Origin of the sequence: Streptomyces sp. NPDC093064 (genome assembly GCF_044754605.1) — a bacterium.
Taxonomy (GTDB): Bacteria; Actinomycetota; Actinomycetes; order Streptomycetales; family Streptomycetaceae; genus Streptomyces.
The window spans coordinates 265,886-289,816 of sequence record NZ_JBIVPK010000005.1 but is presented as its reverse complement, the minus strand read 5'-3'; the positions used below and the strand labels follow the sequence as shown (position 1 = coordinate 289,816).

Sequence of the window (23,931 nt, the reverse complement as noted above, 5' to 3'; positions counted from 1 at the left end):
ATGACGACAGCGGACGAGCCGGACCTGGTATTGGGGGCGCTCGGCTCCCTGGGCACGCCGATCGACTGCTCGGGCTTCAACCGGCTCGACCTGGCGGGCCCCCAGGAGCTGTGGCTGATCGCGGCCGGCGCGGTGGACCTGTTCGCGGTCGACGCGGCGCAGCAGGGGCACTGGCACCACTTGGGCCGGCTGGAGGCGGGCTCGCTGCTGCTCGGTCCCGTAGCGGGCCCGCGGCACACCCTGGTCGCGCGCCCGCTGCGGGACTGCGTCGTGCGCCGCATCGGGCTGCGCGAGCTGTACCAGCCGGCCGGCACCCAGACCTGGTCGTACGACGAGTACGGCAACCCCCAGTACGTGCCGCCGCAGACCAGCCCGCTGGAGTACGCCCTCGCGCTCGGCGTCGGCCGCGGCCTGTCCGTGCTCTTCCAGGCGCCGATGGCCGAGGAACGGGCGGCGGCGCCCACGGACGACGACGTGTTCTGGATGCAGGTCCCGCCGGGCAGCGTGCAGTACGGGTCGCTGTACGGCGCTCAGGCCGCGGCCGATCTGCTGATGGACCCCGCCCTGTGGCAGAGCATGGTCGATCAGCAGTACCGGCTGCTGACCGCCCTGGACCGCTGGATCGAACAGCTGGAGCACACCCACGAGACCCGGACGGCGGCCGGTATCAAGGCCGGTGAGGCCGTGCGCGCCCAGGCCGACCGGACGCTGCTGGCGTCCATCGGCCGGTCCTCGGCGGGGCGGCCCACGGCCGCCGACACCGACGCCGGCTACGCGGCCTGCGAACTGGTCGCCCGGGCCGCCGGGATCACGCTGGCCGCACCGCCCCAGGCCGGCACCGAGAGCGACCGGCTTGACCCGGTGGAGCGGGTCGCCCTGGCCTCCCGGGTGCGCACCAGGGCCGTACGTCTTCAGGGCCGCTGGTGGCGGGAGAACATCGGCCCGCTGGTGGGCCACCGGGCGCTGTCCGGGGCGCCGGTCGCGCTGCTGTGGCGGCGCGGCGGATACGTCGCCGTGCACCCGGCCACCGGGCGGGAGAACCCGGTGGAGAAGGCGAACGCGGAGGAGTTCGAGCCGCGCGCGGTGATGTTCTACCGGCCGCTGCCCGACCGACGGCTCAGCCCGGTCGGGCTGCTGCGGTTCAGTCTGCGCGGTACCGGCGGCGATCTGCTGAACCTGCTGTCCGCCGGGCTGGTCACGGTCGTCCTGGGGGCACTGGTTCCCATCGCGACCGGCAAGGTGCTCGGCGAGTACGTGCCCAGGGCCGAGCAGGGCCTGATCGTGCAGGCGTGTCTGGCCGTGATCATCAGCAGCGTGGTGGCGGCCGCCTTCATGCTTCTGCAGAACCTCACCGTCCTGCGGCTGGAGGGGCGTATCGAGGCCACCCTCCAGTCGGCCGTGTGGGACCGGCTGCTGCGGCTGCCGACGAAGTTCTTCACCCAGCGGTCCACCGGCGAGCTGGCGAGCGCGGCCATGGGGGTCAGCGCGATCCGCCGGCTGCTGGCGGGGGTCGGCCCGGTGGTCGTCCAGTCGGTGACCGTGGGCGCGATGAACCTGGGGCTGCTGTTCTGGTACAGCGCCTCCATGGCGCTGGCGGCGCTCGGCATGCTCGTGGTGATCGGCGCCGTGTTCCTCGGGCTCGGGCTGTGGCAGGCGCGGTGGCAGCGGCGTCTTGTGGTGCTCACCAACAAGCTGAACAACCAGGCCTTCCAGACGCTGCGGGGGCTGCCGAAGCTGCGGGTGGCGGCGGCCGAGAACTACGCGTACGCCGCCTGGGCGTCCCAGTTCGCGCACAGCCGTGAGCTTCAGCAGAAGGTGGGCCGGATCAAGAACCTCACCACGGTGCTGGGCGCCGTGTACCTGCCGGTGTGCACGCTGCTGATGTTCATGCTGCTGGCCGGCCCGGCGCGCGGCTCGATGTCGGCGGCGGCGTTCCTGGCCTTCAACACCTCGGTGACGATGCTGCTGACCTCGGTCACCCAGCTGACCGGCGCCTTCGTCTCGGCGGTGGCCGCGCTGCCGCTGCTGGAGGAGATCAGGCCGGTGCTGGACGCCACGCCGGAGGTGCGCACGGCCAGTACCCGGCCGGGGCCGCTGTCCGGCGCGATCGAGGCGCGGCGGCTGTCGTTCCGCCACACCGACGACGGGCCGCTGGTCCTCGACGACGTGTCCTTCGAGGTGCGGCCGGGCGAGTTCGTGGCGATCGTCGGACCCAGCGGCTGCGGCAAGTCGACGCTGCTGAGGCTGCTGATCGGGTTCGACCGGCCGCTGTCCGGCAGCGTGCTGTACGACGGCCAGGACCTGGCGGCCCTGGACCAGTCGGCCGTGCGGCGGCAGTGCGGGGTCGTGCTCCAGCACGCGCAGCCGTTCACCGGTTCCCTCCTGGACGTCATCCGCGGCACGGAGCCGTGCACGGCCGAGGAGGCGATGGCGGCGGCCGAGCTGGCGGGGCTGGCGCGGGACATCGAGCGGATGCCGATGGGTCTGCACACGATCGTCTCGGGCAGTGGCGCGGTCTCCGGCGGCCAGCGGCAGCGGCTGATGATCGCCCAGGCCCTGGTGCGCCGGCCGCGGATCCTCTTCTTCGACGAGGCGACCAGCGCGCTGGACAACGACACGCAGCGCACGGTGATCGAGAGCACCCGCAAGCTCAACGCCACCCGCGTCGTCATCGCACACCGGCTGTCGACGGTGCTGGACGCCGACCGGGTCGTCGTGATGGAGGACGGCAAGGTCATCCAGCAGGGGCCGCCGGCCGAACTGCTCGCGGACACGGGCGGGCGGCTGCACGAACTGGTGCGGCGGCAGATGGCGTGAGGTCCGGTCCGGGCCGTTCGGTCCTGGCCCAGGTGGTTCAGTCCTGGCCCGGGACGGGGGCTCCGGAGGGGACTCCGGCGGCGATGTACGCCTCGTAGAAGCCCTTCCACGGGGCGTGGACCCCGGCGTGCGGTCCCTCGAAGCGCTCGCCGCGCGCCCTGGTGTCCAGGGCGGCCAGGCAGACCTCCCAGCCGGCGCCGTTGCGGGCAGCGGTGTCCTCGGCGGCGAGGATGTCGGTGAGGGTGAAGCGGGTGTGCCTGTCGTCGATTTCCTCGAGGTCGAAGTGGAGTTCGCTGCCTCCCCACTCGAAGGACAGGTGCCCGGGCGGGTCGACGGCGAGCACGGTGCCGGTGAACTCCTCCGCGCCCGTCTCCCCGCGGAAGACGATGGTGCCGCCGGGCCGCAGGTCCATCTCGGCGCGGAACGGGAACCACTGCGCGAGTTCCCCGGGGTCGGTCACGAAGTGCCAGACGCGGTCCACGGGGTGGCCGTAGGAACGGGTGAAGCGAAGGGCGGGGCGGCCGTCGCCGAGCCGCAGAAAGGTGCCGGTGAGGTCGGCGGGCATGGGGATCAGTCCTTCGTCTGCTCGGAGGGTCGGGCGTCGACGGAATGTACCGGGCCGGGCCCGTACGGGGCGCATGGAACCGCCGGGGCGGTCGCGACGGCCCTCACCCAGAGGCACTCCGGCCGATGCCAGGGGCCGGCGGGCGGCCCCACTCCGCCCGCCGGTCCCTTTGTACGGAATCGCCCGGTCCCCGCGGCAGGGCCCGCACTCCCCAGTCACGGGACCCTTCAGGTGTGCGCGGGGAACGCGCGATCCCGGCTCTCAGAACGCGAAGAAGCTCGTCACCGAAGCGTTCTTCACGCACTCGTTGGCATAGGCGCGCTCGTAGGAGACGCGCCTGCCCTGCCAGACGCCCTGGGCCGTGACCACCACGGGGTTGTACTCCCTGGTGCACGCCACCCGGTCGTTCGCCGTCAGCGCCGTGAAGTCACCGTCCGCACCGCGCAGTTCCGCGCACGCCTCGGTCGCGGCCGGGTGCGTGCCGGAGGGCGCCGGCGCGCAGCTCAGGGTGACGGCGCGCTCCGGTGCGGCGTTCGCCGCGGCGACGCCGTGGCCCACGGTGAGCACCAGGGCCGAGGGGGCGTAGAGCCCGGCGGTGGCCGGTGCGGGGCCGGCGAGGGCCGGCGCCGTGAGGGGCCCGCAGACGGCGGTGGCCGTCAGGCCGAGGGTCGCTGCCCAGCGCGCGGTGTTCCGCATCGTGTACTTCCTTCCGCTGGAAGTCGTCGGGTGCCGGCCCGGCTCGGTCGGTGCCGGAGCGGCGTGCCGGAGTCTGCCGAGTCCGCGGCGGAAACTCACGTCGAACCCGCGGGTTTCGGTAACCTTGCGTATTGAATCAGTGGCTCGAAGTCACGGAACGCCGGGGCGACAACCCTTTGCCCATGGGCCCGGCGATCATCGGATCCGGCCGGATGGCCTGTTTTCCCGCGCTCGCCAATCGTCCTGAAACACTCCCGTTCCGCTCTCGGCGGACTTGCCCGCGACCCCTTGTGTTCATGTTCGAGCCGCGTAATCGTCATTACATGATTACGACAGAGCAGCGAGAGAAAGTGCGCGGCTGGTTCGCCGGCCGTCTGCCGGACGATCTGTTCGAGGAACTGGTCGAAGTGGCGTTGGATCGCGAGGAGATCACCGTCATCGGCCGGATTCCCGCCCCCCGGCTCGCCGGGGACGCCGGACCCGCGGAGCGGGAGGCGGCCGTCGAGGGCCGGGTGCGGGAGTTCCGGGAGCGCACCCGCGAGGGCCGGATCGCGGTGGCCCGCGAGGCCGAGCACCGGTTCGGCCGGAAGGTGTCCTGGGGCGTGGAGTGCGCCGGGCGGCGGGCCCTGTTCACGCATGTCGCCGCGCCCGTCATGACCCGGCTGCGCCAGCCCGAGCGCCAGGTCCTCGACACCCTGATCGCGGGTGGCGTCGCCCGCAGCCGCAGCGACGCCCTCGCCTGGTGCGTGCGCCTGGTCCAGCAGCACACCGACGACTGGCTCGGCGAACTGCGCGCGTCGCTGGAGCACGTACAGCGGGTCCGGGCGCAGGGACCCGATGCCCGGCCCGAGGACACCCACGACGAGGACACCCACGACGAGGAGACTCACGACGAGGACGGCCGCGGCCGGGGCACCCGCGGCGGGGAGGGGTGAGCGGAGGGTGGAGGATTCATCCACCGGTGGCGTGAAAGATGGACGAACCGTCCTCTGGTGCGGCTCACGCACGGCGCCTTAGCGTCAGCGGACCCCCGAGGACGGTGCCCTTCCCGCCGCACACCCCGCGCCGGCGAGCGCCCGTCCACCCGCCGCGCCACCACGCGCTCCACCGCCGTCCTCCGATGGAGCCCCCATGTCCTCGCAGCAGTCACCGCAGGCCCAGCCGCCCGCCCCCTCCCCCGCCGCGCCGTCCCTCACCGAGGTCGAGACCCACGGCATCGAGCGCATCCCCGACGCCGACCGCTCCGCCAGGCCCCTGGACCTGTTCCGCATCGCCTTCGGCGGCGCGAACACCTTCTCCACCTGTGTGCTGGGCGCCTTCCCGATCCTGTTCGGCCTCTCCTTCTGGCAGGGCCTGGCGGCCACCGTCCTCGGGGTCGTCGCGGGCGCGCTGATCCTGTGCCCGATGGCGGTGTTCGGCCCCGTCAACGGCACCAACAACGCGGTCTCGTCCTCGGCGCACCTGGGTGTCCACGGCCGCGTGGTCGGCTCGTTCCTGTCGCTGCTGACCGCCACCGCGTTCTTCTCCATCTCGGTGTGGAGCTCCGGCGACGCCCTGGTCGGCGGCGCGCACCGGCTCTTCGGCCTGCCGCGCGGCACCGCCTCGTACGCCGTCGCCTACGCGCTGTTCGCCGCGCTGGTCCTCGTGGTCTGCGTGTACGGCTTCCGCTTCATGCTGTTCGTCAACAAGATCGCGGTGACCTCCGCGAGCGTGCTGTTCCTGCTCGGCGCGGTCGCGTTCGCCGGCGACTTCGACCCGGGGTACGACGGGGTGTTCACCGCCTCGGCGGACGCGGCGACACGGTCGATGTTCTGGCCGTCGTTCATCGGCGCGGCCCTGATCGTGCTGTCCAACCCGGTCTCCTTCGGCGCGTTCCTCGGCGACTGGTCGCGCTACATCCCGGCCGACGCCCCGCGCCGCCGGGTGGTCGGCGCCGCGTTCCTGGCGCAGATCGCCACCCTGCTGCCGTTCGTCTTCGGCCTGGCGGCGGCGAGCATCATCGCCACCAAGGCCCCCGCGTACGTCGACCCGGCCGCTCCCGACTTCGTGGGCGGGCTGCTCGCGATCTCGCCGAGCTGGTTCTTCCTGCCGGTGTGCCTGCTCGCGCTGATCGGCGGCATGTCGACCGGCACGACCTCCCTGTACGGCACCGGACTGGACTTCGCCTCGGTGGTCCCGTGGCTGTCCCGGGTGCGGGCGACCGTGCTGGTCGGACTGCTGGCCTTCGCGTTCATCTTCATCGGGCGGTTCGCGCTGAACCTGGTGCAGTCGATCTCGACGTTCGCCACGATGATCGTCACCTGCACCACGCCGTGGATGGTCGTGATGATGCTCGGCTTCTACACCCGCCGCGGCTGGTACGACCCGGACGCGCTCCAGGTCTTCAACCGCCGTCAGCGCGGCGGCCGTTACTGGTTCACGCACGGCTGGAACTGGCGCGGCCTGACCGCCTGGTGGGTGTCGGCGCTGATCGGGGTGCTGTTCACCAACATCCCCGGGCAGTTCGTCGGCCCCCTGGGCGATGTGGCGAACGGCGTCGACATCAGCCTCCCGCTGTCGCTGGCGTCGGCCGCGGTGCTGTTCCTGGCGCTGCTGTGGCTGTTCCCCGAGCCCCGGGCGGTCTACGGCCCCGAGGGTCCGCGGCTGGCCCGTGCCGTCGACGTCCCGGTGCCGCCGGTCACCGGACCGGGCGCGCAGGAAGGCGGCGTGGCGGCGGCGCCCGCGAAGGCCGGCTGACCGGTCCTGGAGGGCTGCGCGCCGCTGCGGGCCGCCCTCCTCACCCGCGGCGCTGGGCCCTGTCGTCACATTCCCGCCTGCCCCTCGACGCCTGGCACGCACTCTCGCCACACCGGGCGAAAGCCCAAGTACGTCCAGTACGAGGACTTCCGCCCGGCACGCCGAGAGCACGCACCAGACGCCGCGGAGCCGCCCTTCGGGCGACGACGGGAATGTGACGACAGGGCCCAGGGTCGTTGTCACACCCTGCCGATACGTTGGCGGGCATGACTCATCTCGTATTGGTGGCGGGCGCGTGGCTGGGTGCGTGGGCGTGGGACGAGGTGGTGCCCGGCCTGCGGGAGGCCGGGCACGACGTCCACGCCCTCACCCTCGGCGGCCTCGCCGAGAAGAAGGACCTGCCGGCCGGTCAGCAGACCCACGTCCAGGACATCGTCGGTCATGTGGAGCGCCACGACCTGCGGGACGTCGTCCTGGTCGGGCACAGCTACTCGGGCATCCCGGTCGGGCAGGCGGCCGAGCGGATCGGCGGGCGGCTGCGGCGCGTGGTGTTCATCGACTCGGACGTCCCGGTCGACGGCCGGACGTTCCTCTCAGGGTTCGACAGCGACGACGTCCGACGGGCGCTCGACGCGAACGACGGCTGCTGGCCGCCGCTGCCCCCGGACGCCTACGCCGGCCAGGAGCTGACCGCCGAGCAGATCCACCGCATCCTCACCGAGGGCACGCCGCACCCCGGCGCCACGCTCACCGAGCCGGCCGTGCTGCGGCGTCCGGTCGGCGAGCTGCCGGCGACGTACGTCAAGTGCCTGCTGGACGGACCCGAGCCGCCGCCCGCCGTGGCCGAGGCGCTCAAGAGCGAGCGCTGGGAGCTGGTGGAGATGGACACCGGCCACTGGCCGATGTTTTCCCGTCCCCGCGAACTGGCCCGGATCCTGGTCGAGTCCGCGGCCGTGGACTGACGAGCAGGCGGTCCGCTCCCGGAGGTGCCGGCCCGCGCCTACCGGCCAGTATCGTCGGGTGACGCGCGTGACGGGCGACTTCGGGAGGGACAGATGGCGAAGCACTGGGCGGACTTCCAGTACGAGATCTATCTCAACGGCATGACGGGCGCGGTACCCCGGCTGCCCACCGACCTGACGCGCCTGGAGGAGCTGACCGAACAGCGGCTCGGCCCCGGCCCGGTGGGCTATGTGGCGGGCAGCGCGGGCAACGGCAGTACGGCGCGGGCCAACCGGGCCGCCCTGGACCGGCGCCGGATCGTGCCGCGCATGCTCCGGGACGTCCACGCGCGCGATCTGTCGGTGGAGGTGCTGGGCCGGGCCCTGCCGGCCCCGCTGGCGCTGGCGCCGATCGGGGTGCTGTCGATCCTGCACCCGGACGCGGAGCCGGCGGCGGCGCGGGCCGCCGCGGCGCAGGGTGTGCCGTTCGTCCTGTCGTCGGCCTCCAGTACGCCCATGGAGCAGGTCGCCGAGGCGATGGGGGGCGCCGAGCGCTGGTTCCAGCTGTACTGGGCCAAGGACCGCGAGGTGACCCGGAGCCTGTTGGGCCGGGCGAGGGCGTCCGGGTTCAGCGTCCTGGTGGTCACCCTGGACACTCCGCTGCTGGCCTGGCGGCCCCGCGACCTGGACCAGGCGTACCTGCCGTTCCTGCACGGAGTGGGCACCGCCAACTACTTCTCCGACCCGGCCTTCCGGGCGGGTCTGGCCAAGCCGGTGCACGAGGATCCCAACGCGGCGGTGCTGCACTTCGTGGGCATGTTCGCCGATCCCGGCAAGACCTGGCCGGATCTGGCCTTCCTGCGGGAGAACTGGGACGGCCCGATCGTCCTGAAGGGCGTCCTGCACCCCGACGACGCCCGCCTGGCCGCCGACGCCGGGATGAACGGCGTGGTGGTGTCCAACCACGGCGGGCGCCAGGTGGCCGGCTCCGTCGCGGCCGCCGACGCGCTGCCCCGGGTGGCCGAGGCGGTCGGCGACCGGCTGACGGTCCTGTTCGACAGCGGTGTGCGCACCGGGGACGACGTGTTCAAGGCGCTCGCCCTCGGTGCGCGGGCGGTGCTGCTGGGCCGGCCGTACGCGTACGGGCTCGGGCTGGACGGCCAGGCGGGCGTCGAGCACGTGCTCCGGTGTCTGCTCGCGGAGTTCGACCTCACGCTCGCCCTGGCGGGTCACGCCGGACCGGACACGGTCGGCGCGGGCGACCTCGTCGAGGACCCCGCCTGACCGGCCACGGCCGCTCACATGGTGACGTCCGGCGGTGCGGCCCGGCGGGCGGACGGCCTGCCCGGCCCGGCGACCGACAGCGGCCCCGGAGTCACCGACGCCGAGTCGGCCGCCCAGCGCTGCGCGGCGGTGCCGTCGCCGACCTTGACGACGATGTCCGCGTCCGCCTGCGGCGAGGCGGAGGTGAGGGCGAGTCCTTCGCCCCAGCGGGGCTGCAACTCTCCCTGCCCGCCCACGTCGTAGCGCACGTCGGGGCCCCGCCCGTCACCGGCCTCCGCGCAGGTGCCGAGGACGACCACGCCCGCGTCCGCGTGCGAGTCCAGGCACAGGCCGGGGTCGGCGACGCTGCGCAGCAGCCCGTCGTCCTCCAGCGTCCACCGCTGGCTCCAGGCCGAGGAGCACTCGGCCAGTGCGGTGGCGGCTCCGGCCTTCGGTTCGCCCCGGACGGCCAGGCACAGGCCGGCCGCGATGTTGCGCAGCCGGGTCTCCTCGGTCGACGGGGACGGCCCGGCGGTGCCGGGTGCCGCGGAACCTCCGGACGGGGCCTCGGAGTCGGCGCCGTGCACCGTGTCCCGGGTGCCGGACGCGCCGGTGGACGCGGCCGGGGCGGTGCCGTCGCCGTGCGACCACAGGCTGACGCCGAGCACGGTCGCGAGCAGGGAGGCGGAGACGAGGCCGAGGCCGGTGCGCAGCATCCGGGACGACCGCGGGCCGCCCTGGGCGCGGCGGACCGGCGCGGCGATCCGGGACAGCAGCCGGTGCCGGCCGCCTCCGGCCGGCCGTCCCCCGCCGTGCCGGGCGGAGCCCTTCGTGCGCGCGGCGTGCCCGGCGCGGCCCGGGCGGGAGTCGAAGTAGCGGCGGGCGCCCCAGCCGAGCACCGCCTCGGCGAGCAGCGCGCCCGGTGCGTTCTCCACCTGGCCGAGCTGCGCGGCGGCGTCCCGGCAGTAGCGGCAGTCGTCCAGATGCCGCTCGACGTCCGGCAGCAGGGCGCCGCCGCGGCGGATCGGCACGTCGAGCAGCCGGTTGTAGAAGCGGCAGTCGTCGGTCGGCGCGAGTTCGCGGTGGGCGCGCACGCAGCCCTCGCGGAACTTGTCCCTGGCCTCCTCCAGGGTGCGGGAGGCCGTGTCGAGGTCCATGCCCAGCAACCCGGCCGGGACGCCGAGCGGTTCGGCCTCCACCTCGGTGTGCCACAGCAGGCACCGGGCGGCCGGGGCGAGGCACTCGAAGGACCGCTGGGCGAGCCTGCGGTTCTCCGGGACCAGGGTCGCGGCGGTCCGCATGCCCCGGCCTCCGGCGGGTTTGTGCAGCTCGGGCAGGGCGGCGGACACGCGGTCCTCGGCGGCCCACAGCCGGACCGTGTCCCGCACGGTCACCAGCAGCCGGGGGCGCAGCGCGGTGCCCGGCTCGCCCAGGGTCAGCCGGTCGAAGACCTGGTGGAAGGCGGCCGAGGTCACCATGGCCGCGAGGGGCGCCGGGGAGGCGAGGCAGATCACCGCGTAGTCGTGGACCGGCTGCCAGTGGCGGGCGATCAGCAGGGCGACACAGTGAGCGACTTCGTCGTCCGTGCTGCCGGTGAGCCGCGCGGCGAGGGATTCGTCGGGCTCCCCGGGGATCCCGCCGGGCGGCGGGCTGGGGGGACGGGAGGGGTGGGGGGTGGGCACGAAGAGGCTTCCTTTGGTACGTACCTGTGTGGAGCGAGCCCGCGGGTCTGGCACACGGCCGGCGGACGAATCGGCTCGACTCCCCAACTGTCCCTTCAGGACCGGCCCTTGCCCACGCACGGGCCGCTCAGCCTTGCACAGCTCATTGACACACAACAAGACATACCGACAACACGGGCATCATTGACGGAAGTTCAGGAAGCGGGACGTCACCGGGCGGTGTGCGCGTACGCCACCGAGCGGTGCACGTCTACGCGTTCCCACCGTCGCCGTGCGCCCCGTGTGAAGCACGCGCACACACCGGCGCCGCGCGCACGCTCCCCGCACGCCCGGCCCGGGAGTGCACTGGTGCCGGCCTCTCCAGGGGGCCCGGCGCAGGACGGCGGCTCTCCTGCGCGCGCCGGGCCGCCGACCGTGTTCCTCCCGCCCACGGCCGGCGGCCCCGGGGGGCATACGGCGAGCGGTGTCAGATCTCCCAGGAGCGCAGGCGGTCGGCGGCGCCGTAGACGTCGGCCTTGCCGGACATGAGGTCGCGGCTGAGATCGACGAGGGCGCCGTAGGGCGGGTCGATGCCGACGCCGCTGACGAACATGTAGGCCACGGCCGTCGCGCAGGCGAAACGGGCGTTGGCCGACGGCAGGGGTTTGAGCACGGCGAGGGTGTGCAGCAGGGCGGCGGCCCGCCAGGCGGGGTCCGAATTGACGCCGAGACGCGGCGGGTCGACGCGGTGGCGGGCGACGGCGGCCACCAGGGCCGAGAAGTCGTCGACGGCGGGCTGGTCCGGCAGGACTTCCTCGTGGCGCTGGAGCAGCCAGGGAACGTCGATGTGGATGACGGGGGTCATCGGTCAGGCTGCCCGCCCCTCGCCCTTCGTGGCTTTCTCATCCTCGGGAAAGGCCGTCGCGAACTCGTCCGCGTGGGCGGTGAAGAACCGCCGGAAGGCCTCGGCGCCCTCCTGGAGGGCCCGGTGCCGGGCTATGTCCGCGGCAGCGGCCTCGCGCACGAGTGCCTTCATCGACGTACCCCGTTCCTTGGCGATCTGCCGCAGGTCCTCGAGCTCGCGGTCGCTGAACTCCACGTTGAGAGCTGGCATGGTCCACACGGTACCGCGCGGGTACTTTCCCGTAAATATCCGCTGATCACAGCTGCGAGACAGCGGTACCAGGGGGCGGGTCCGCGGCTGTCGGGGCCGCGCGCCGCCGCGCCGCTGGGGACGCGGCGGCGCTCCTTCGGCCCGGCTCGCTCACCCGCGTCCGGGGTGGGCGGGCGGTCCGGCGGCCCGGCCTTGGTCCGCCGCGAAGGAGGCCATCCAGGCCAGCGCCGCGTTCCAGTTGATGGCCGTCTCGTTCGTCGACCAGGACTCGATGTCGTCGATGTAGCAGAACTGGCCCACGCAGCCCTGGAGTCTGCTCTGCGCGTACGGGTCCTGGATGCTGGAGTTGGCCCCGCCCGCGACGGTGCCCTTCGGCGGGTTCGGCAGGCTCGGCTCGAGCTCGTGGGCGTACCAGCGGCTGTGCTGGTTGCGGGAGCTGACCGTGCCGTAGCCGGTGACGTAGGAGATGTTGAGGGCGTTGCGGCCCAGGACGTAGTCCATGCTCTGGACCGCGCCGTCGCGGTACTTCACGGCGCCGTCAAGGTCGTAGGCGGCGGCGAGGACCCGGGCGTTGTTGAGGATCTGGCTGTTGGAGCCCCAGTCGTAGACGTTGTTGGCGGGCGCGTACGGCATGCCGTAGGGCTGCGCCTTCAGCGTGGCCAGGTACGTGTCCGCGCCCTTGATCACCGACTGGCGCACCTTCTCCCGGCCGGGCAGCCGGCTGGGGACGGTGGCGAGGTCGAGGCGGGCGGGTACCGCGGTGGCGGCCCAGTCGAAGCTGACGCTGCCGAAGATGTCGGCCGTGTGCAGCGGGGACTTGGTCACGTAGTCGGCGAACTGCCGCTCACCGGTGGTGAGGTACAGCTCGGCGGCCGCCCAGTAGAACTCGTCGGTGGCGTTGTCGTCGGGGTACGCGCCGCCGCCGATGCCGTCGTCCGGGTCCGGGTAGGCCGCGGGATGGGCGAGCGCGGCGGTCCAGGCCGTGCGCGCGGCCCGCAGCGCCTTCGCCGCGAAGGCCCGGTCGTAGGGCTCGTAGAGGCGGGCCGCCTGCGCGGCCGTCGCCGCCAGGTTCAGGGTCGCCTGGGTCGTGGGCCGGTGCAGTTCGCGCTTCTGCGGGTCCTGGCTGGGCAGCAGCGGCAGCCCCGTCCACTGCTCGTCGTGGATCTTGCTGTGCGCCATGCCGGCCAGCGGCTGCCCGGCCGGAACCTGCATCTTCAGCAGGAACTCCAGCTCCCAGCGGGCCTCGTCCAGGATGTCGGGCACCTTGTTGCCGCTCTCCGGGACGGCGAGCGTCCGGTCACCGAGGCTCGCGGGCCGGGCGGTGCGCGCGTGCAGGGTGCGCTCGTAGGTGCTCAGCAGCCCCCAGGTCGTGATGCCGCCGTTGACGACGTACTTGCCGTGGTCGCCGGCGTCGTACCAGCCGCCGGTGACGTCGAGCGTGTAGTCGCACAGGCCCGGTTGGCAGGGCACCTTGGCGTCGCCCTGGTTGGGGGCGGCGTTCAGGTGGCCGGCCGGGCGGGCGTAGCCGGGGCGCAGGTCCTCGCGGATCGGGATGCCGCTGCGCTGGGTGTAGTAGTACTTCAGCGAGTCCAGGCGGAGTTGGTCGTAGACGTCGGCGCGGATGTCGAACGGGTGGCTCGTCTCGCCGTCGGCGACCAGGGTGAAGCCCTTGCCGCTCCCCCGGTAGGTGCCGAATTCGATCGAGTGCGCCTTCTGCCCGGAGGAGACGTCCGTGCCCCGCGGCGCGCTCCAGCCGTGGGCCACGACGGTCCCGCGGGCGTCGCGCAGCCGCCAGGGCAGCTTGGCACCGGCGTCGGTGACCAGCGTGGCGTTCTTGGGGCCGCCGGGCAGATAGCCGACCTGGTTGACCCGCACCCGCGGCCCGGTGTCGGGCTCGTACACCTCCGGCGAAACGCCGCCGAGGAGTGACACGTCGTCGAGGCAGAAGCGCCAGGGGTCCGCGGTGCCGCCGAGCTGGAAGGCGACCTGGCCCTGGGTGGTGTCGACGGGGGACGTGAAGGTGTAGGAGTAGGAGTAGGCGTTCCCCGAGACGCTCAGCTGCGGGCTCACCTCGAACCAGGTGTCGTACGGCGCCACCGAGAGCCCCGCGAGCGCCCGGACGACATGCCCGTCGGGGGTGCCGGTCGCCGTGAACGACAGCCTGTAGGTCTCGCCCTTCACCAGGGTGATGTCGTTCTGTCCGACGGCGGCGTCCCAGCGGTTGGCGGTGCCGCCGGGCACGTCCGCGCACAGCCGGCCGTCGGACAGGCCCGCGGTGACGTTGCTCGTCGTCCACCACGGCTCGGTGGTGGTGTCGAAGGTGCCATTCCTGACCTGCTCGACCTCGTCGGCCAGGGCCTGCGGGGCGGACGGCAGGGTGGTGAGGGCCGCCGCGAGCAGGGCTGCCACGGACAGCAGGGTGGTTCTGCGTCGTTTCACGTCTGGGCTCCTCGGAGGAGGTACGGGCACCCATGGGAGCGCTCCCAAGGGCGAAGGCACCATGTTTGTTGCAGCCATGACATCCGTCAACGGTCCCGACGGGACGTATTGCCTCCCCGGCCGCCCGGCCCGGCCTTTCCCTGCCGGAGCGTCGCACCGGCCTTCCGTCCGAGGCGCCGACGCGTCCGTCCCTGGCACCGGCGCGCCGCACGGCGGGCCCGGCCGCGTGACCGCGTTCGACCGGCAGGGGGGTCGCCGTCCGTACGGCGCCGCCACGCACTAGGCTGGAACGGAAGTGACGCACCTGTTCACTGTGAGTGTGCGCGATGGAGTGGCGACGATGAGCCCCGTGTATCCGTTCGACGATGCCGCCACGGCTCGGGCCGTCGTCGACGAGCACGGCGTCCTCGTCGAATGGAACGAGGGCGCGCGCCGGCTGCTCGGCTGGGCGCCCGAGGAGGTGCTGGGCGAGCAGGCCGCGACCCTGCTGGCCGACGCCCCGGACACCCCCCTTCCCGACGAGCCCCGCTGGAACGGCACGCTGACGGTGCGGCACCGTGACGGGCGTGCCGTACCCGTGTGGGTCCTGGCCCACCACCGGCGCCCGGAGGACGGCGGCAACTGGCTCCTGGTCACCCCGCTGGAGGGCGGCGGCCCCCCGGACCCCGACGACCCGCTGGCCCGGGCCGAGCTCATGCAGTCCCCGTGCGCCGTGGCGATCTACGACGAGCGGCTGCGGCTGCACGGCATGAACGCCGCCATGGCGGACGTGATCGGGGTGCCGGCCGATCGGCTGCGGGGCCTGCGCCTCTCCGAGATCGGCGGCCGCCGGCAGAGCGAGGACTTCGAGTGGCACATGCACCGGGTCCTCACCACCGGCCGGGGGAACGACGTGCGGACGTATGTGCCGATAGGCGGCAACGGCCAGGTGAGCGCCTGGCTGGCCCGGATGTCCCCCATCACCGACCGGCAGGGACGGGTGTGCGGGGTGTGCGTCGCCGCGCACGACTTCACCGAGCAGTACCGGGCGCGCGAACGGCTGCAACTGGTCAACGAGGCGAGTGTGCGCATCGGCACCACCCTCGACGTCGCCCGGACGGCGCAGGAACTCGCCGACGTCTGCGTCCCGGCCCTCGCCGACTTCGTCAGCGTCGACCTGCTGGACCCGCCCGAGCACGGCGGGGAACCGCTCACCGGGCCGGTGACCATGCCGGTCGTGCTGCGCCGGGCCGCCCACGGCTCCGTCAACGCGGGCAGCCCCGAGGCGCTGGGCGCCGCCGGGCGGACCGAGCTGTACCCGGCCACCTCCCCGCAGGGCGCCTCCCTGGTCACGGGCCACTCCGTAGTGATCTCCAAGGAGTCCGGCGACCTCGAGAAGTGGCTGTCCTGGGACCCGGTGCGCCGCCTGCACTCCCGGGAACTCGGCGTCCACGCCACGATGTCCGTGCCGATCCGGGCCAGGGGCGTGACCCTCGGGGTCGCCGTGTTCACCCGGTTCCGGCAGCCCGCCCCCTTCATGCCCGACGACGTGCTGCTGGCCGAGGAGGTCACGGCCCGCGCCGCCGTCTGCATCGACAACGCCCGGCGCTACTCCCGCGAGCGGGAGACCGCCCTCGCGCTCCAGCGCAGCCTGCTGCCCCGCAGCCTGCCGCGCACCGCCGCGGTGGAAGCGGCCTCCCGCTACCTCCCGGCGGCCCGGGCCGGGGTGGGCGGCGACTGGTTCGACGTGATCCCGCTGTCCGGGACGCGGGTCGCCCTGGTCGTCGGGGACGTCCTCGGGCACGGTGTGCAGGCCTCGGCCAGCATGGGCCGGCTGCGCACCGCCGTGCGCACCCTCGCCGACATCGATCTCGCCCCGGACGAGCTGCTCACCCATCTGGACGACGTGGTGGCCCGGATGTCCGCCGAGGCCGGGGCCGAGGGACGGCCAGGCGAGGTCGGCGCGACCTGTCTGTACGCGGTGTACGACCCTGTCTCCCAGCGCTGCACGCTCGCCCGCGCCGGGCACCCGCCGCCGGTGCTGGTCCCGCCGGACGGCCTGCCCCGCCGGGTGGAGCTGCCCTCCGGTCCGCCGCTGGGCCTGGGCGGACTGCCGTTCGAGAGCGTCGAGCTCCAACTGCCCGAGGGCAGCGTGCTGTCGTTCTACACCGACGGGCTGATCGAGAGCCGCGAGCGGGACACCGACGCCGGGCACCGGCTGCTGTGCGAGGCGCTGGCCGCCCGTAGCGGCTCGCTGGAGGAGACCTGCGACCGCGTCCTGCACACCCTGCTGCCGGCGGGCGGCGCCTCCGACGACGCGGCGCTGCTGCTGGCCCGCACCCGCGTCCTGCCGCCCTCCCAGGTGGCGACCTGGGAGATCCCCGCCGACCCGTCGCTGGTCGCGCCGGTCCGCAAGCAGGTCGTCGACCGGCTCGACGACTGGGGGCTGAGCGAGGCGGCGTTCACCACCGAACTGGTGGTCAGCGAACTGGTCACCAACGCGATCCGGTACGGCACCCCGCCCATACGGCTCCGGCTCATCCAGGACGAGTCGCACCTGACCTGCGAGGTGTCCGACACCACCCACACCGCTCCGCACCTGCGCCGCGCCAAGACCTGGGACGAGGGCGGCCGCGGCCTGCTGCTGGTCGCCCAGCTCACCCGGAGGTGGGGCAGCAGGCACACCGCCGACGGCAAGACGATCTGGGCTGAGCTGAGCCTGATCGAGGACGATTGAACCCGGCCGGGTCTCAGGACCCGTCGGCCAGCCAGGGCCGCACCCGCCGCCGCGCCTCGTACAGCCGCGACTTGAGCGTGCCCAGCGGGATGCCCGCCCGCTCGGCGGCCTCGGCGTACTCCAGCCGGCAGATGTCCCGGTACACCAGCGGCGCCACCAGGTGGGGATGCTCCCGCTCCAGCCGCTCCAGCGCCTCCAGCAGGTCCACCCGGGAGCCCGCGATGACGCTCGTGGTGCGCGGGTCGGCGTACTGCGCGGGTTCGATCCGCGCGGGCTGCTCGGCGGCGCGGCGCTTGAGCTCCCGGTACTTCTGGCGGCAGCAGTTGGCGACAACCGTGTAGAGCCAGGTACTGAAACGGCTGCGGCCCTCGAAGGAGGTGATCCTTCGCGCGATCTGGAGCAGCACGTCCTGCGCGGCCTCCTCGGCGTCCTCGCGGCAGGGCAGGAAACGCCCGCAGCGCCGGAGCACCTCGGGCCGGACCTGCTGGAGCAGGGTCTCCAGCGCGGTGCCGTCACCGGCGGCGGCACGGCGGGCGAGGTCTTCGACCGGCGCGGCGTTCTGCACGACAAGGCCCCCTTTGCGTCGATCCCGGGGCAGGCATGATAGTCGCATGCACTCCCTCGAGCGGATCGGCCGCTACCGGCTCGAACGGCGCCTGGGCACGGGCGCCTTCGGCACGGTGTGGCTCGCCCACGACGACGAGCTCGAGGCCCCCGTGGCCGTCAAGGTCCTCGCCGAGAACTGGTCCCACCGCCTCGACGTGCGCGAGCGGTTCCTGGCCGAGGCACGGCTGCTGCGCAAGGCCGGCTCGTCCCGGGTGGTCCAGGTCTACGACATCGGTGAACTGCCCGACGGCAGACCGTACTTCGTCATGGAGTACGCCGACGCCGGCACCCTCGCCGACCTGCTCGCCGCCGGTCCGCTGTCGCTGCCGGAGGCCCTGCGGCTGACCGCGCTGGCCGCCCGCTCCGCCCACGCCCTGCACGAGGCCGGCATCGTGCACCGGGACGTCAAGCCGAGCAACGTGCTGCTGCGCACCGCGCCGGACGGCACCCGCCGGGTGCTGCTCGCCGATCTGGGGCTCGCCAAGAGCCTGGCGCAGGCCTCGGGCCTGACCCTGGCGGCGGGTTCGGCCGGGTACCGGCCGCCGGAGCAGGCCGGGCCCGGCGCGGGCATCGACGCGCGGGCGGACGTCTACGGCCTGGGCGCGGTCGGCTACCGGCTCGTCACGGGCACGGTGCCCGCCGAGCCCGGCGAGGTGGTACGACCCGAGCGGCTGCGGCCGGGCCTGGACCCCGGGGTCGCCCGGGCCCTGATGCGGGCTCTGGAACCTGACCGGGAGCGGCGCTGGCCCACCGCCGAGGCGTTCGCGGACGAGCTGGACCGGCTGGCCTCGGCCCCGGCGGCCGCCGTCCGGACGCGCGGGCGGTCCAGGACCGTCGCACTGGCCGCCGCCGTGGCGGCCGTCGCCGTCGCCGGGGCCGCCTTCGCCCTGGTGAACCGGCCGTCCTCGGTCTCCGGTGTGGGCGTCGAGGACGCCACCGGCCGGATCGCGGTGCGGGTGCCCGACGGCTGGGGGCGCCAACTGCGCGACTCCGGCTGGGATCCCGCGGCGCTGGGGCTGCCCGCCGGGCACGAGCCGGGGCTCGCCGTCGCCGACGACCTGAACCGGTGGCAGGACCTCGGGGCCGACGTGCGCGGGGTGTTCGCCGGACTGAGCGAGCACGGCGACGTCACCGCCCGGGTCGATGCCCTCGGCCACCCGGGCTGCCACTACGACGGCGCCCGCGCCTACACCGGCGGGCGGTGGCACGGCCGGATCCGGACCTGGAGCGACTGCCCCGGCGGCGGTCGGCTCACGGAGACCGCGCTGGTCCCGGCCGGCGGCGGGCAACCTCAGGTGTACGTGCAGATCCGTCAGCACGGCGGCGGCGACGCGACCGACGGCGTCCTGGGCTCCCTGCGCGTCACCTCACCCCGTACGGGGTGAGAGCCGCTCCACCCCGTACGGGTGAGAGCCGGCCGGGGTCCGCGCGGGAAGAAGTCACCGAGAGAAAGGTGCGGGCGGCCGCGAACTTTTCGCCCGGTCCGTGCATCGGACACTCAGGACGGCGCACCCGGCGCCGTAGGCACGCGGTCACCGCGTGCGAGCGACCCAGGAGCGTGGAACATGGCGCACAAGTCCCCGTCCGCCCGCCGGGCGGCCCTGCTCGTCGGCGCGGTCGCCCTGCTGGGCCTTCCGCTGACCGCCTGCGGCCACGGCAGCGGCACGAGCGGCGCTCCGCAGAAGGTGTCCGGCACCGCCGCGCCCGCGACCGGCGGCACCACCGCCGGGACGACACCCGGCACGGCCCCCGGCACGAGCTCCGCACCCAGCGGCGGCGCCGCGCCCCCTAGCGGCACGGCCACCGGCTCCGCCCCGGGCACCGCCCGGAACACGGGTGGCACCGGCACCCCCGCAACGAGCACCCGTTGTCACACCTCCGAACTCAGGGCGTCGGTGGGCCGGGAGAACCCGGGCGCCGGGCAGGAGAACTTCCCGGTCGTCCTGACGAACACCTCCGGCCGCACCTGCGCCGTGCGCGGCTATCCCGGCGCCGCCTTCGTGGACGCCTCCGGCAGGCAGCTGGGCCCTGACCCGAAGCGGTCCTCGGGCACACCCACCACGGTTACGCTGAAGCCCGGCCGGAGCGCCTGGGCGGGGCTGACCTTCTCCAACCCCGGAGTGAGCGGCGCGAAGACCGCGACGCCCGCCTCGCTGATCGTCACACCGCCGGACGAACGGGACCACCTCACGGTGAAGTGGACGGCCGGCGAGGTGCCCGTGGGCGGCAACGCCTCCTCGGTGTTCCTGACGGTTTTCAGCCCCGGCACCGAGCCCTGACCCGTCCCGTCGGCGGCGCTCTCCCGCGGAGGCCCGGCACGGCCCTTTGCTTTGATGGGCGGGCACCGTCGGTCACGTCCGGAGGAACACCGCACTGAACACCCCGCTGGCCGAGGCCCTCTCGGTCGTCCTGCTCGTCGCCGTGCTCGCCTGGGCCGTCGTCCGCCCCTTCGGCTGGCCCGAGGCGGTCATGGCCGTGCCCGCCGCCGGGATCGCCGTCGCCACCGGTGCGATCCCGCTGGACCACGCGCGGGCCGAGGCGGAGCGGCTGGGACCGGTGGTCGGGTTCCTCGCCGCGGTGCTGGTGCTCGCCCACTTCTGCGACGTGGACGGGCTGTTCCAGGCCTGCGGTGCGTGGATGGCCCGCCGGGCGCGCGGGCGCCCGGTGCGGCTGCTGACCGCCGTGTTCGCGCTGGCGTCGGTCATCACCGCCGTGCTCAGCCTGGACGCCACGGTCGTACTGCTGACGCCGGTCGTGTTCGCCACCGCCGCCCGCACCGGCGTACGGCCCAAGCCGCACGTCTACGCCTGCACGCATCTGTCCAACACGGCGTCGCTGCTGCTGCCGGTCTCCAACCTCACCAACCTGCTGGCGTTCGCGGCGAGCGGGCTGAGCTTCACCCGGTTCGCGGCGCTGATGGCGCTGCCGTGGCTGGTGGCGATCGGCGCCGAGTACGTGGTGTTCCGGCGCTTCTTCGCCCGCGACCTGGCCGCCGCGGTGCCCTCACCGCGCACCGGCGAGATGCCCGAGCTGCCGCTGTTCGCCCTGGTCACCTTGGCCTGCACGCTCGCCGGGTTCGTCGTGGCCTCCGCGTTCGGCGTGGCGCCGGTGTGGGCCGCCCTGGCGGGGGTGCTGGTACTGGCCGGGCGCGCGGTGCTGCGGCGCAGGGCGACAGCGCTGAGCGTGGTGCGGGCCGCGGCGCCGGCCTTCCTCGCCTTCGTCCTGGCCCTGGGCATCGTGGTCCGCGCGGTGGTCGACAACGGTCTCGCCGATGCCCTCGGGCACATCCTGCCCGGCGGTACGGGACTGCCCGCGCTGCTCGCCGTCGCCGTGCTGGCCGCCGTCCTCGCCAACCTGATCAACAACCTGCCCGCGGTGCTGGTCCTGCTGCCGCTGACAGCGCCGACCGGGCCGGGGGCCGTCCTCGCCGTGCTGCTCGGTGTCAACATCGGCCCGAACCTCACCTACGCCGGGTCGCTGGCGACCCTGCTGTGGCGGCGGATCGTGCACCAGCACGAACACGGTGTGGACCTCAAGGAGTTCACCCGGCTGGGTCTGCTGGCCGTGCCGGCCGCGCTCGTACCGGCCGTGGTGGCACTGTGGGGGGCGCTGACGCTGCTGTGAAACGGAAGGAGGCCGACCGGATGCGTGTGATCACCTGGCTGGTGGAGGGCACCTGGCCCGCCTGCGTGGACGCTGTACGCACCCATGCTCCGCACGCGTCCGACGTCGTCCTGCTGCACGTCAGCGGGCCGGAGGTGCCCGCGGTGGCGCACGGGGCCTTCGCCGGGCTGCTGGGCCGCGGCCGCGCCGAACGCGACCCGGGCGACCTGCTGACGGACCTCGGTGGTACGTCGGCGGCCGAGCTGCTCGAGGCGGCCGCGGCCCGGCTCGGGCGGCCGTGCACCCGGATGGAGCGGCGCGGGCGGGTGGAGCGCGAGGTGGTGGCGGCCGCGGAGGACGCGGACCTGCTGGTGCTCGCCCGCGACGGCGACCGCGAGCGGCTCGGCCCGCACAGTCTGGGTCCGGCCGCGCGGTTCGCCGTCGACCACGCGCCCTGCGCGGTGCTGCTGGTGTGGCCGGAGGCGGCGCCTGACCTCACGACGATGCCGCCACCGCCGCCGCACCACCGCTGACGTCGCTCAGCGGCCACCGCCGTGGCGGTGGTGCCTGTTCCTGTCGTCCCACGAGCAGGGGTGGCCATGGGAGGAGCAGCGGTCCGTGGGGGACGGCTCGGCGCTGCCGGGCGTGGGCGGCGGGGTCGTCCGGGGCGCACTGCGGGCCGGGGCGGGCGTCGCCGGCGGTTTCGCAGGCTCCGATGGTCCGGGGCCGGGCCGGGCCGACGAGCCGCCGTCCAGGTCCCAGTTGACGACCTCCATCTGGAGTTCCGGCGTCGAGGTGTCCATCGCCCAGCGCTGGGTGTCGCTCTTCGCGCGGGTCTTGAGCACGAGGGCGCCGCCGCCGTCGGTGGCGGCGGGCGTCAGGGCCAGGTCCTGGTCGAATCGGGGTACGAGGGTGCCCTGAAGGGTGAAGTCGTAGCGGATGTTCCTGGCGCCGGGCCCGGAGCCGTCCACACAGGGGGCGAGCCGTACCGAGTAGCCGAGGTGGGAGTCCAGGCACAGGCCGGGCGCGGCGCCGCTGCGCAACAGGCCGTCGGTCTCGTACACCCACTGCTGGCCGGGGGCCGAGGAACAGGCCGCCAACTCGGTTTCCGCGCCTTCGACGGCCTTCTTGCCGACGACGTCGACGCACAGTCCGGACGCGGCGTTGTGCAGCCGTCCGCGCAGGGTGCCCCTGGCCGCCGTCCCGGCTCCGGTCCAGGACGGTCCGGAGGCCGAGACGCCGGTGGCGGGCGGCCCGGAGGGCTGCCCTTCGGCGCGCGTCGGGGTTCCGTCCCCGGAGCCGAACACCGCCCACAGCGCGAGCGGCAGCACGACCAGCCCGCTCACCGTCGCCACCGCGATGGCCAGGTTCCGCTGCCGCGCCCGCCGCGCCGCCTTCCGGGCCGCCCGCCCCCGCGCGGCCGCACGGCCCCCGGCCGTCCCGCCCGCCGACGCCACACCGTCCCCCGGTCCCGCTACCGCGGCGCCGCGACCGGCCGGTGCCGGCTCCGCATCCGGTGTTGGCGCCCGGCGCTCGGCAGAGGCCGGCTCGGCCCCGATACCGCGACCGGCCGATGCCGCTTGCGGGGCCGGGCCACCGGCCGCGGTGGCGGGTGGCGGGGCGGAACCCCAGGGCTCGGCAGCGGCGGGGGCCGAGAAGGGAGCGGCGGCAAACATCTCGGGGGCGGGCCCACCCGCCGGGTCGGTGCCGAGGGCGCCGCCCGGGTACGGGCCGTCGGGCCGCCCGGCCGGGTACGCCGGGCCGGCGGCCGGCGGACCGGACGGATCCGGCGCGAAAGGCTCGCCCCCGCCCGGCGTCCCCGGCCACCCCGACGCGAACGGCTCTCCCCCGGCGGGCACGGCCGGCCCAAACTCGGGGGCGGGCGCGACCGGCCCCGACTCGGCGGCGGGCGCGGGGTGTTCCGGTTCCGTCGCGGTCGAGGGGCCGGCCAGGCGGGAGGCACGGTAGGCGCGGGCGCCCCAGCCGAGGACGCCCTCGGCCAGCGCGCCGCCCAGATCCGCGTTGAACTGGGCCAGTTGGTCGGCGGCGTGCCGGCAGTGCGTGCAGCCGGCCAGGTGCGTGCGCAGATCGGGGTCGACGTGGACGCCGCCGCGCCGGTAGGTCACGTCGAGCAGCCGCAGGTAGAGCAGGCACTCCTGGCGGGGTGCGACCTCGCGGTGCACCTGGAGGCACTCCTCGCGCAACCGCTCCCGGGCCCGCCGGAGTTCGACGCGCGCGTCCTCCTCGTCGAGGCCGAGCAGCCGGGCCGGGGCGGCGGCGGGTTCGGCCTCGACCTCCGCGTGCCACAGCAGGGCGCGCCCCGTCTGCGGCAGCCGCTGGAACGCCCGGGACAGCAGACGCCGGTCGCCCGGCGGCAGCAGCCGCGCGCCGATCCGGTCGCCGTCCGCGCCCGCGGCCCTCAACTCCGGGTGCAGCATCTCCTGGCGGTGGTCCGTGCTCCACTCCGCCGCGATCCGGCGTACGGTGACGAGCAGTTGGGGCCGCCAGGCGGCGGTCGGCCCGGACTGCCGCAGGGACTCGCCGAACAGGCGGGTGAAGGCCGCGGTGGTGAGCATGCCCGCGGGATGCGGGCCGTCGGCGCACAGCCGTGCGTAGGTGAAGGCCGCCTCCCAGTGCCGGTCGAGGAGTTCACCGACGGGCAGCAGAGCGGGCGAAGTACCCGTCCACTTCCGGAGTTCGGCGCTCAACTGCTCGTCCGTGGTACCGAACGGACCGGGTGACGTGGGGGAATTGGACGTGCCCGGGTCTTTCAC

General features: G+C 74.2%; 18 protein-coding genes. 10 read left to right on the top strand and 8 right to left on the bottom strand.

The genetic code is table 11. The annotated features are described in order from the left end of the window. Complete coding sequence (locus ACIQFZ_RS09425) at positions 1–2,817, top strand: NHLP bacteriocin export ABC transporter permease/ATPase subunit (protein WP_402690942.1); 2,817 nt, start codon at positions 1–3, stop codon at positions 2,815–2,817. Between the two features lie 37 nt (positions 2,818–2,854). Here the strand turns inward: ACIQFZ_RS09425 and ACIQFZ_RS09420 are convergent, their stop codons facing one another. Then, positions 2,855–3,382, bottom strand: a complete 528-nt coding sequence (locus ACIQFZ_RS09420) for an SRPBCC family protein (protein ID WP_402690941.1) — start codon at positions 3,380–3,382, stop codon at positions 2,855–2,857. Positions 3,383–3,643: 261 nt separating this feature from the next. After that, positions 3,644–4,078, bottom strand: a complete 435-nt coding sequence (locus tag ACIQFZ_RS09415) for a subtilase-type protease inhibitor (RefSeq protein ID WP_383058664.1) — start codon at positions 4,076–4,078, stop codon at positions 3,644–3,646. A gap of 323 nt (positions 4,079–4,401) precedes the next feature. Between ACIQFZ_RS09415 and ACIQFZ_RS09410 the strand changes: the two genes are divergently transcribed. The 4 genes from ACIQFZ_RS09410 (at position 4,402) to ACIQFZ_RS09395 (ending at position 9,039) form a co-directional block, all read left to right on the top strand. Then, positions 4,402–5,013: a hypothetical protein gene (locus ACIQFZ_RS09410; RefSeq protein ID WP_402690940.1), complete on the top strand. Its 612-nt coding sequence runs from the start codon at positions 4,402–4,404 to the stop codon at positions 5,011–5,013. Between the two features lie 196 nt (positions 5,014–5,209). Beyond that, positions 5,210–6,814, top strand: coding sequence for a purine-cytosine permease family protein (locus ACIQFZ_RS09405; protein WP_402690939.1), 1,605 nt, complete (start codon positions 5,210–5,212; stop codon positions 6,812–6,814). A gap of 266 nt (positions 6,815–7,080) precedes the next feature. Further along, positions 7,081–7,776 carry an alpha/beta fold hydrolase gene (locus ACIQFZ_RS09400; RefSeq protein WP_402690938.1) on the top strand — a complete coding sequence of 232 codons (696 nt, stop codon included), beginning with the start codon at positions 7,081–7,083 and terminating at the stop codon, positions 7,774–7,776. A gap of 93 nt (positions 7,777–7,869) precedes the next feature. Continuing rightward, entirely contained in the window at positions 7,870–9,039 is a 1,170-nt protein-coding gene (locus ACIQFZ_RS09395; protein WP_376652734.1) for a lactate 2-monooxygenase, read from the top strand. A 14-nt stretch (positions 9,040–9,053) separates the two neighbouring features. On the opposite strand, the gene ACIQFZ_RS09390 is transcribed toward ACIQFZ_RS09395, so the two are convergent. From ACIQFZ_RS09390 to ACIQFZ_RS09375, 4 genes are all read right to left on the bottom strand, one after another. Next, complete coding sequence (locus ACIQFZ_RS09390) at positions 9,054–10,700, bottom strand: RICIN domain-containing protein (RefSeq protein WP_402690937.1); 1,647 nt, start codon at positions 10,698–10,700, stop codon at positions 9,054–9,056. 466 nt (positions 10,701–11,166) lie between these two features. Further along, positions 11,167–11,544 (bottom strand): toxin Doc, encoded by a 378-nt coding sequence (locus ACIQFZ_RS09385; RefSeq protein ID WP_365435704.1) that lies wholly within the window; start codon positions 11,542–11,544, stop codon positions 11,167–11,169. A 3-nt stretch (positions 11,545–11,547) separates the two neighbouring features. Further along, on the bottom strand, positions 11,548–11,793 hold the full coding sequence (locus ACIQFZ_RS09380) for a hypothetical protein (protein ID WP_365435701.1): 246 nt from the start codon (positions 11,791–11,793) through the stop codon (positions 11,548–11,550). A gap of 150 nt (positions 11,794–11,943) precedes the next feature. Next, positions 11,944–14,232 (bottom strand): glycoside hydrolase family 9 protein, encoded by a 2,289-nt coding sequence (locus tag ACIQFZ_RS09375; RefSeq protein WP_402690936.1) that lies wholly within the window; start codon positions 14,230–14,232, stop codon positions 11,944–11,946. 340 nt (positions 14,233–14,572) lie between these two features. Here ACIQFZ_RS09375 and ACIQFZ_RS09370 point away from each other — a divergent pair, with 340 nt between their 5' ends. Then, positions 14,573–16,948 (top strand): SpoIIE family protein phosphatase, encoded by a 2,376-nt coding sequence (locus ACIQFZ_RS09370; RefSeq protein ID WP_383062720.1) that lies wholly within the window; start codon positions 14,573–14,575, stop codon positions 16,946–16,948. A gap of 13 nt (positions 16,949–16,961) precedes the next feature. Here the strand turns inward: ACIQFZ_RS09370 and ACIQFZ_RS09365 are convergent, their stop codons facing one another. Further along, positions 16,962–17,513 (bottom strand): RNA polymerase sigma factor, encoded by a 552-nt coding sequence (locus ACIQFZ_RS09365; RefSeq protein WP_365427898.1) that lies wholly within the window; start codon positions 17,511–17,513, stop codon positions 16,962–16,964. Between the two features lie 46 nt (positions 17,514–17,559). On the opposite strand from ACIQFZ_RS09365, the gene ACIQFZ_RS09360 reads away from it, so the two are divergent. The 4 genes from ACIQFZ_RS09360 to ACIQFZ_RS09345 all read left to right on the top strand — a co-directional run bounded on the left by ACIQFZ_RS09360 (position 17,560) and on the right by ACIQFZ_RS09345 (position 21,690). Then, positions 17,560–18,939, top strand: coding sequence for a serine/threonine-protein kinase (locus ACIQFZ_RS09360; RefSeq protein WP_365778460.1), 1,380 nt, complete (start codon positions 17,560–17,562; stop codon positions 18,937–18,939). 180 nt (positions 18,940–19,119) lie between these two features. Further along, positions 19,120–19,833: a DUF4232 domain-containing protein gene (locus ACIQFZ_RS09355; RefSeq protein ID WP_365427895.1), complete on the top strand. Its 714-nt coding sequence runs from the start codon at positions 19,120–19,122 to the stop codon at positions 19,831–19,833. Positions 19,834–19,975: 142 nt separating this feature from the next. Continuing rightward, complete coding sequence (locus ACIQFZ_RS09350) at positions 19,976–21,178, top strand: arsenic transporter (RefSeq protein WP_402690935.1); 1,203 nt, start codon at positions 19,976–19,978, stop codon at positions 21,176–21,178. A 20-nt stretch (positions 21,179–21,198) separates the two neighbouring features. Continuing rightward, positions 21,199–21,690 (top strand): universal stress protein, encoded by a 492-nt coding sequence (locus ACIQFZ_RS09345; protein WP_365427889.1) that lies wholly within the window; start codon positions 21,199–21,201, stop codon positions 21,688–21,690. Positions 21,691–21,696: 6 nt separating this feature from the next. Here the strand turns inward: ACIQFZ_RS09345 and ACIQFZ_RS09340 are convergent, their stop codons facing one another. Next, positions 21,697–23,931, bottom strand: coding sequence for a ricin-type beta-trefoil lectin domain protein (locus ACIQFZ_RS09340; RefSeq protein ID WP_402690934.1), 2,235 nt, complete (start codon positions 23,929–23,931; stop codon positions 21,697–21,699).

What these genes read in the sequence shown, in the direction of transcription:
- ACIQFZ_RS09410 (WP_402690940.1), top strand. Translation starts at nt 4,402, where the DNA reads ATGATTACGACAGAGCAGCGAGAGAAAGTGCGCGGCTGGTTCGCCGGC.
- ACIQFZ_RS09425 (WP_402690942.1), top strand. Translation starts at nt 1, where the DNA reads ATGACGACAGCGGACGAGCCGGACCTGGTATTGGGGGCGCTCGGCTCC.
- ACIQFZ_RS09395 (WP_376652734.1), top strand. Translation starts at nt 7,870, where the DNA reads ATGGCGAAGCACTGGGCGGACTTCCAGTACGAGATCTATCTCAACGGC.
- ACIQFZ_RS09380 (WP_365435701.1), bottom strand. Translation starts at nt 11,793, where the DNA reads ATGCCAGCTCTCAACGTGGAGTTCAGCGACCGCGAGCTCGAGGACCTG.
- ACIQFZ_RS09345 (WP_365427889.1), top strand. Translation starts at nt 21,199, where the DNA reads ATGCGTGTGATCACCTGGCTGGTGGAGGGCACCTGGCCCGCCTGCGTG.
- ACIQFZ_RS09415 (WP_383058664.1), bottom strand. Translation starts at nt 4,078, where the DNA reads ATGCGGAACACCGCGCGCTGGGCAGCGACCCTCGGCCTGACGGCCACC.
- ACIQFZ_RS09355 (WP_365427895.1), top strand. Translation starts at nt 19,120, where the DNA reads ATGGCGCACAAGTCCCCGTCCGCCCGCCGGGCGGCCCTGCTCGTCGGC.
- ACIQFZ_RS09405 (WP_402690939.1), top strand. Translation starts at nt 5,210, where the DNA reads ATGTCCTCGCAGCAGTCACCGCAGGCCCAGCCGCCCGCCCCCTCCCCC.
- ACIQFZ_RS09420 (WP_402690941.1), bottom strand. Translation starts at nt 3,382, where the DNA reads ATGCCCGCCGACCTCACCGGCACCTTTCTGCGGCTCGGCGACGGCCGC.
- ACIQFZ_RS09360 (WP_365778460.1), top strand. Translation starts at nt 17,560, where the DNA reads ATGCACTCCCTCGAGCGGATCGGCCGCTACCGGCTCGAACGGCGCCTG.
- ACIQFZ_RS09385 (WP_365435704.1), bottom strand. Translation starts at nt 11,544, where the DNA reads ATGACCCCCGTCATCCACATCGACGTTCCCTGGCTGCTCCAGCGCCAC.
- ACIQFZ_RS09370 (WP_383062720.1), top strand. Translation starts at nt 14,573, where the DNA reads ATGAGCCCCGTGTATCCGTTCGACGATGCCGCCACGGCTCGGGCCGTC.
- ACIQFZ_RS09400 (WP_402690938.1), top strand. Translation starts at nt 7,081, where the DNA reads ATGACTCATCTCGTATTGGTGGCGGGCGCGTGGCTGGGTGCGTGGGCG.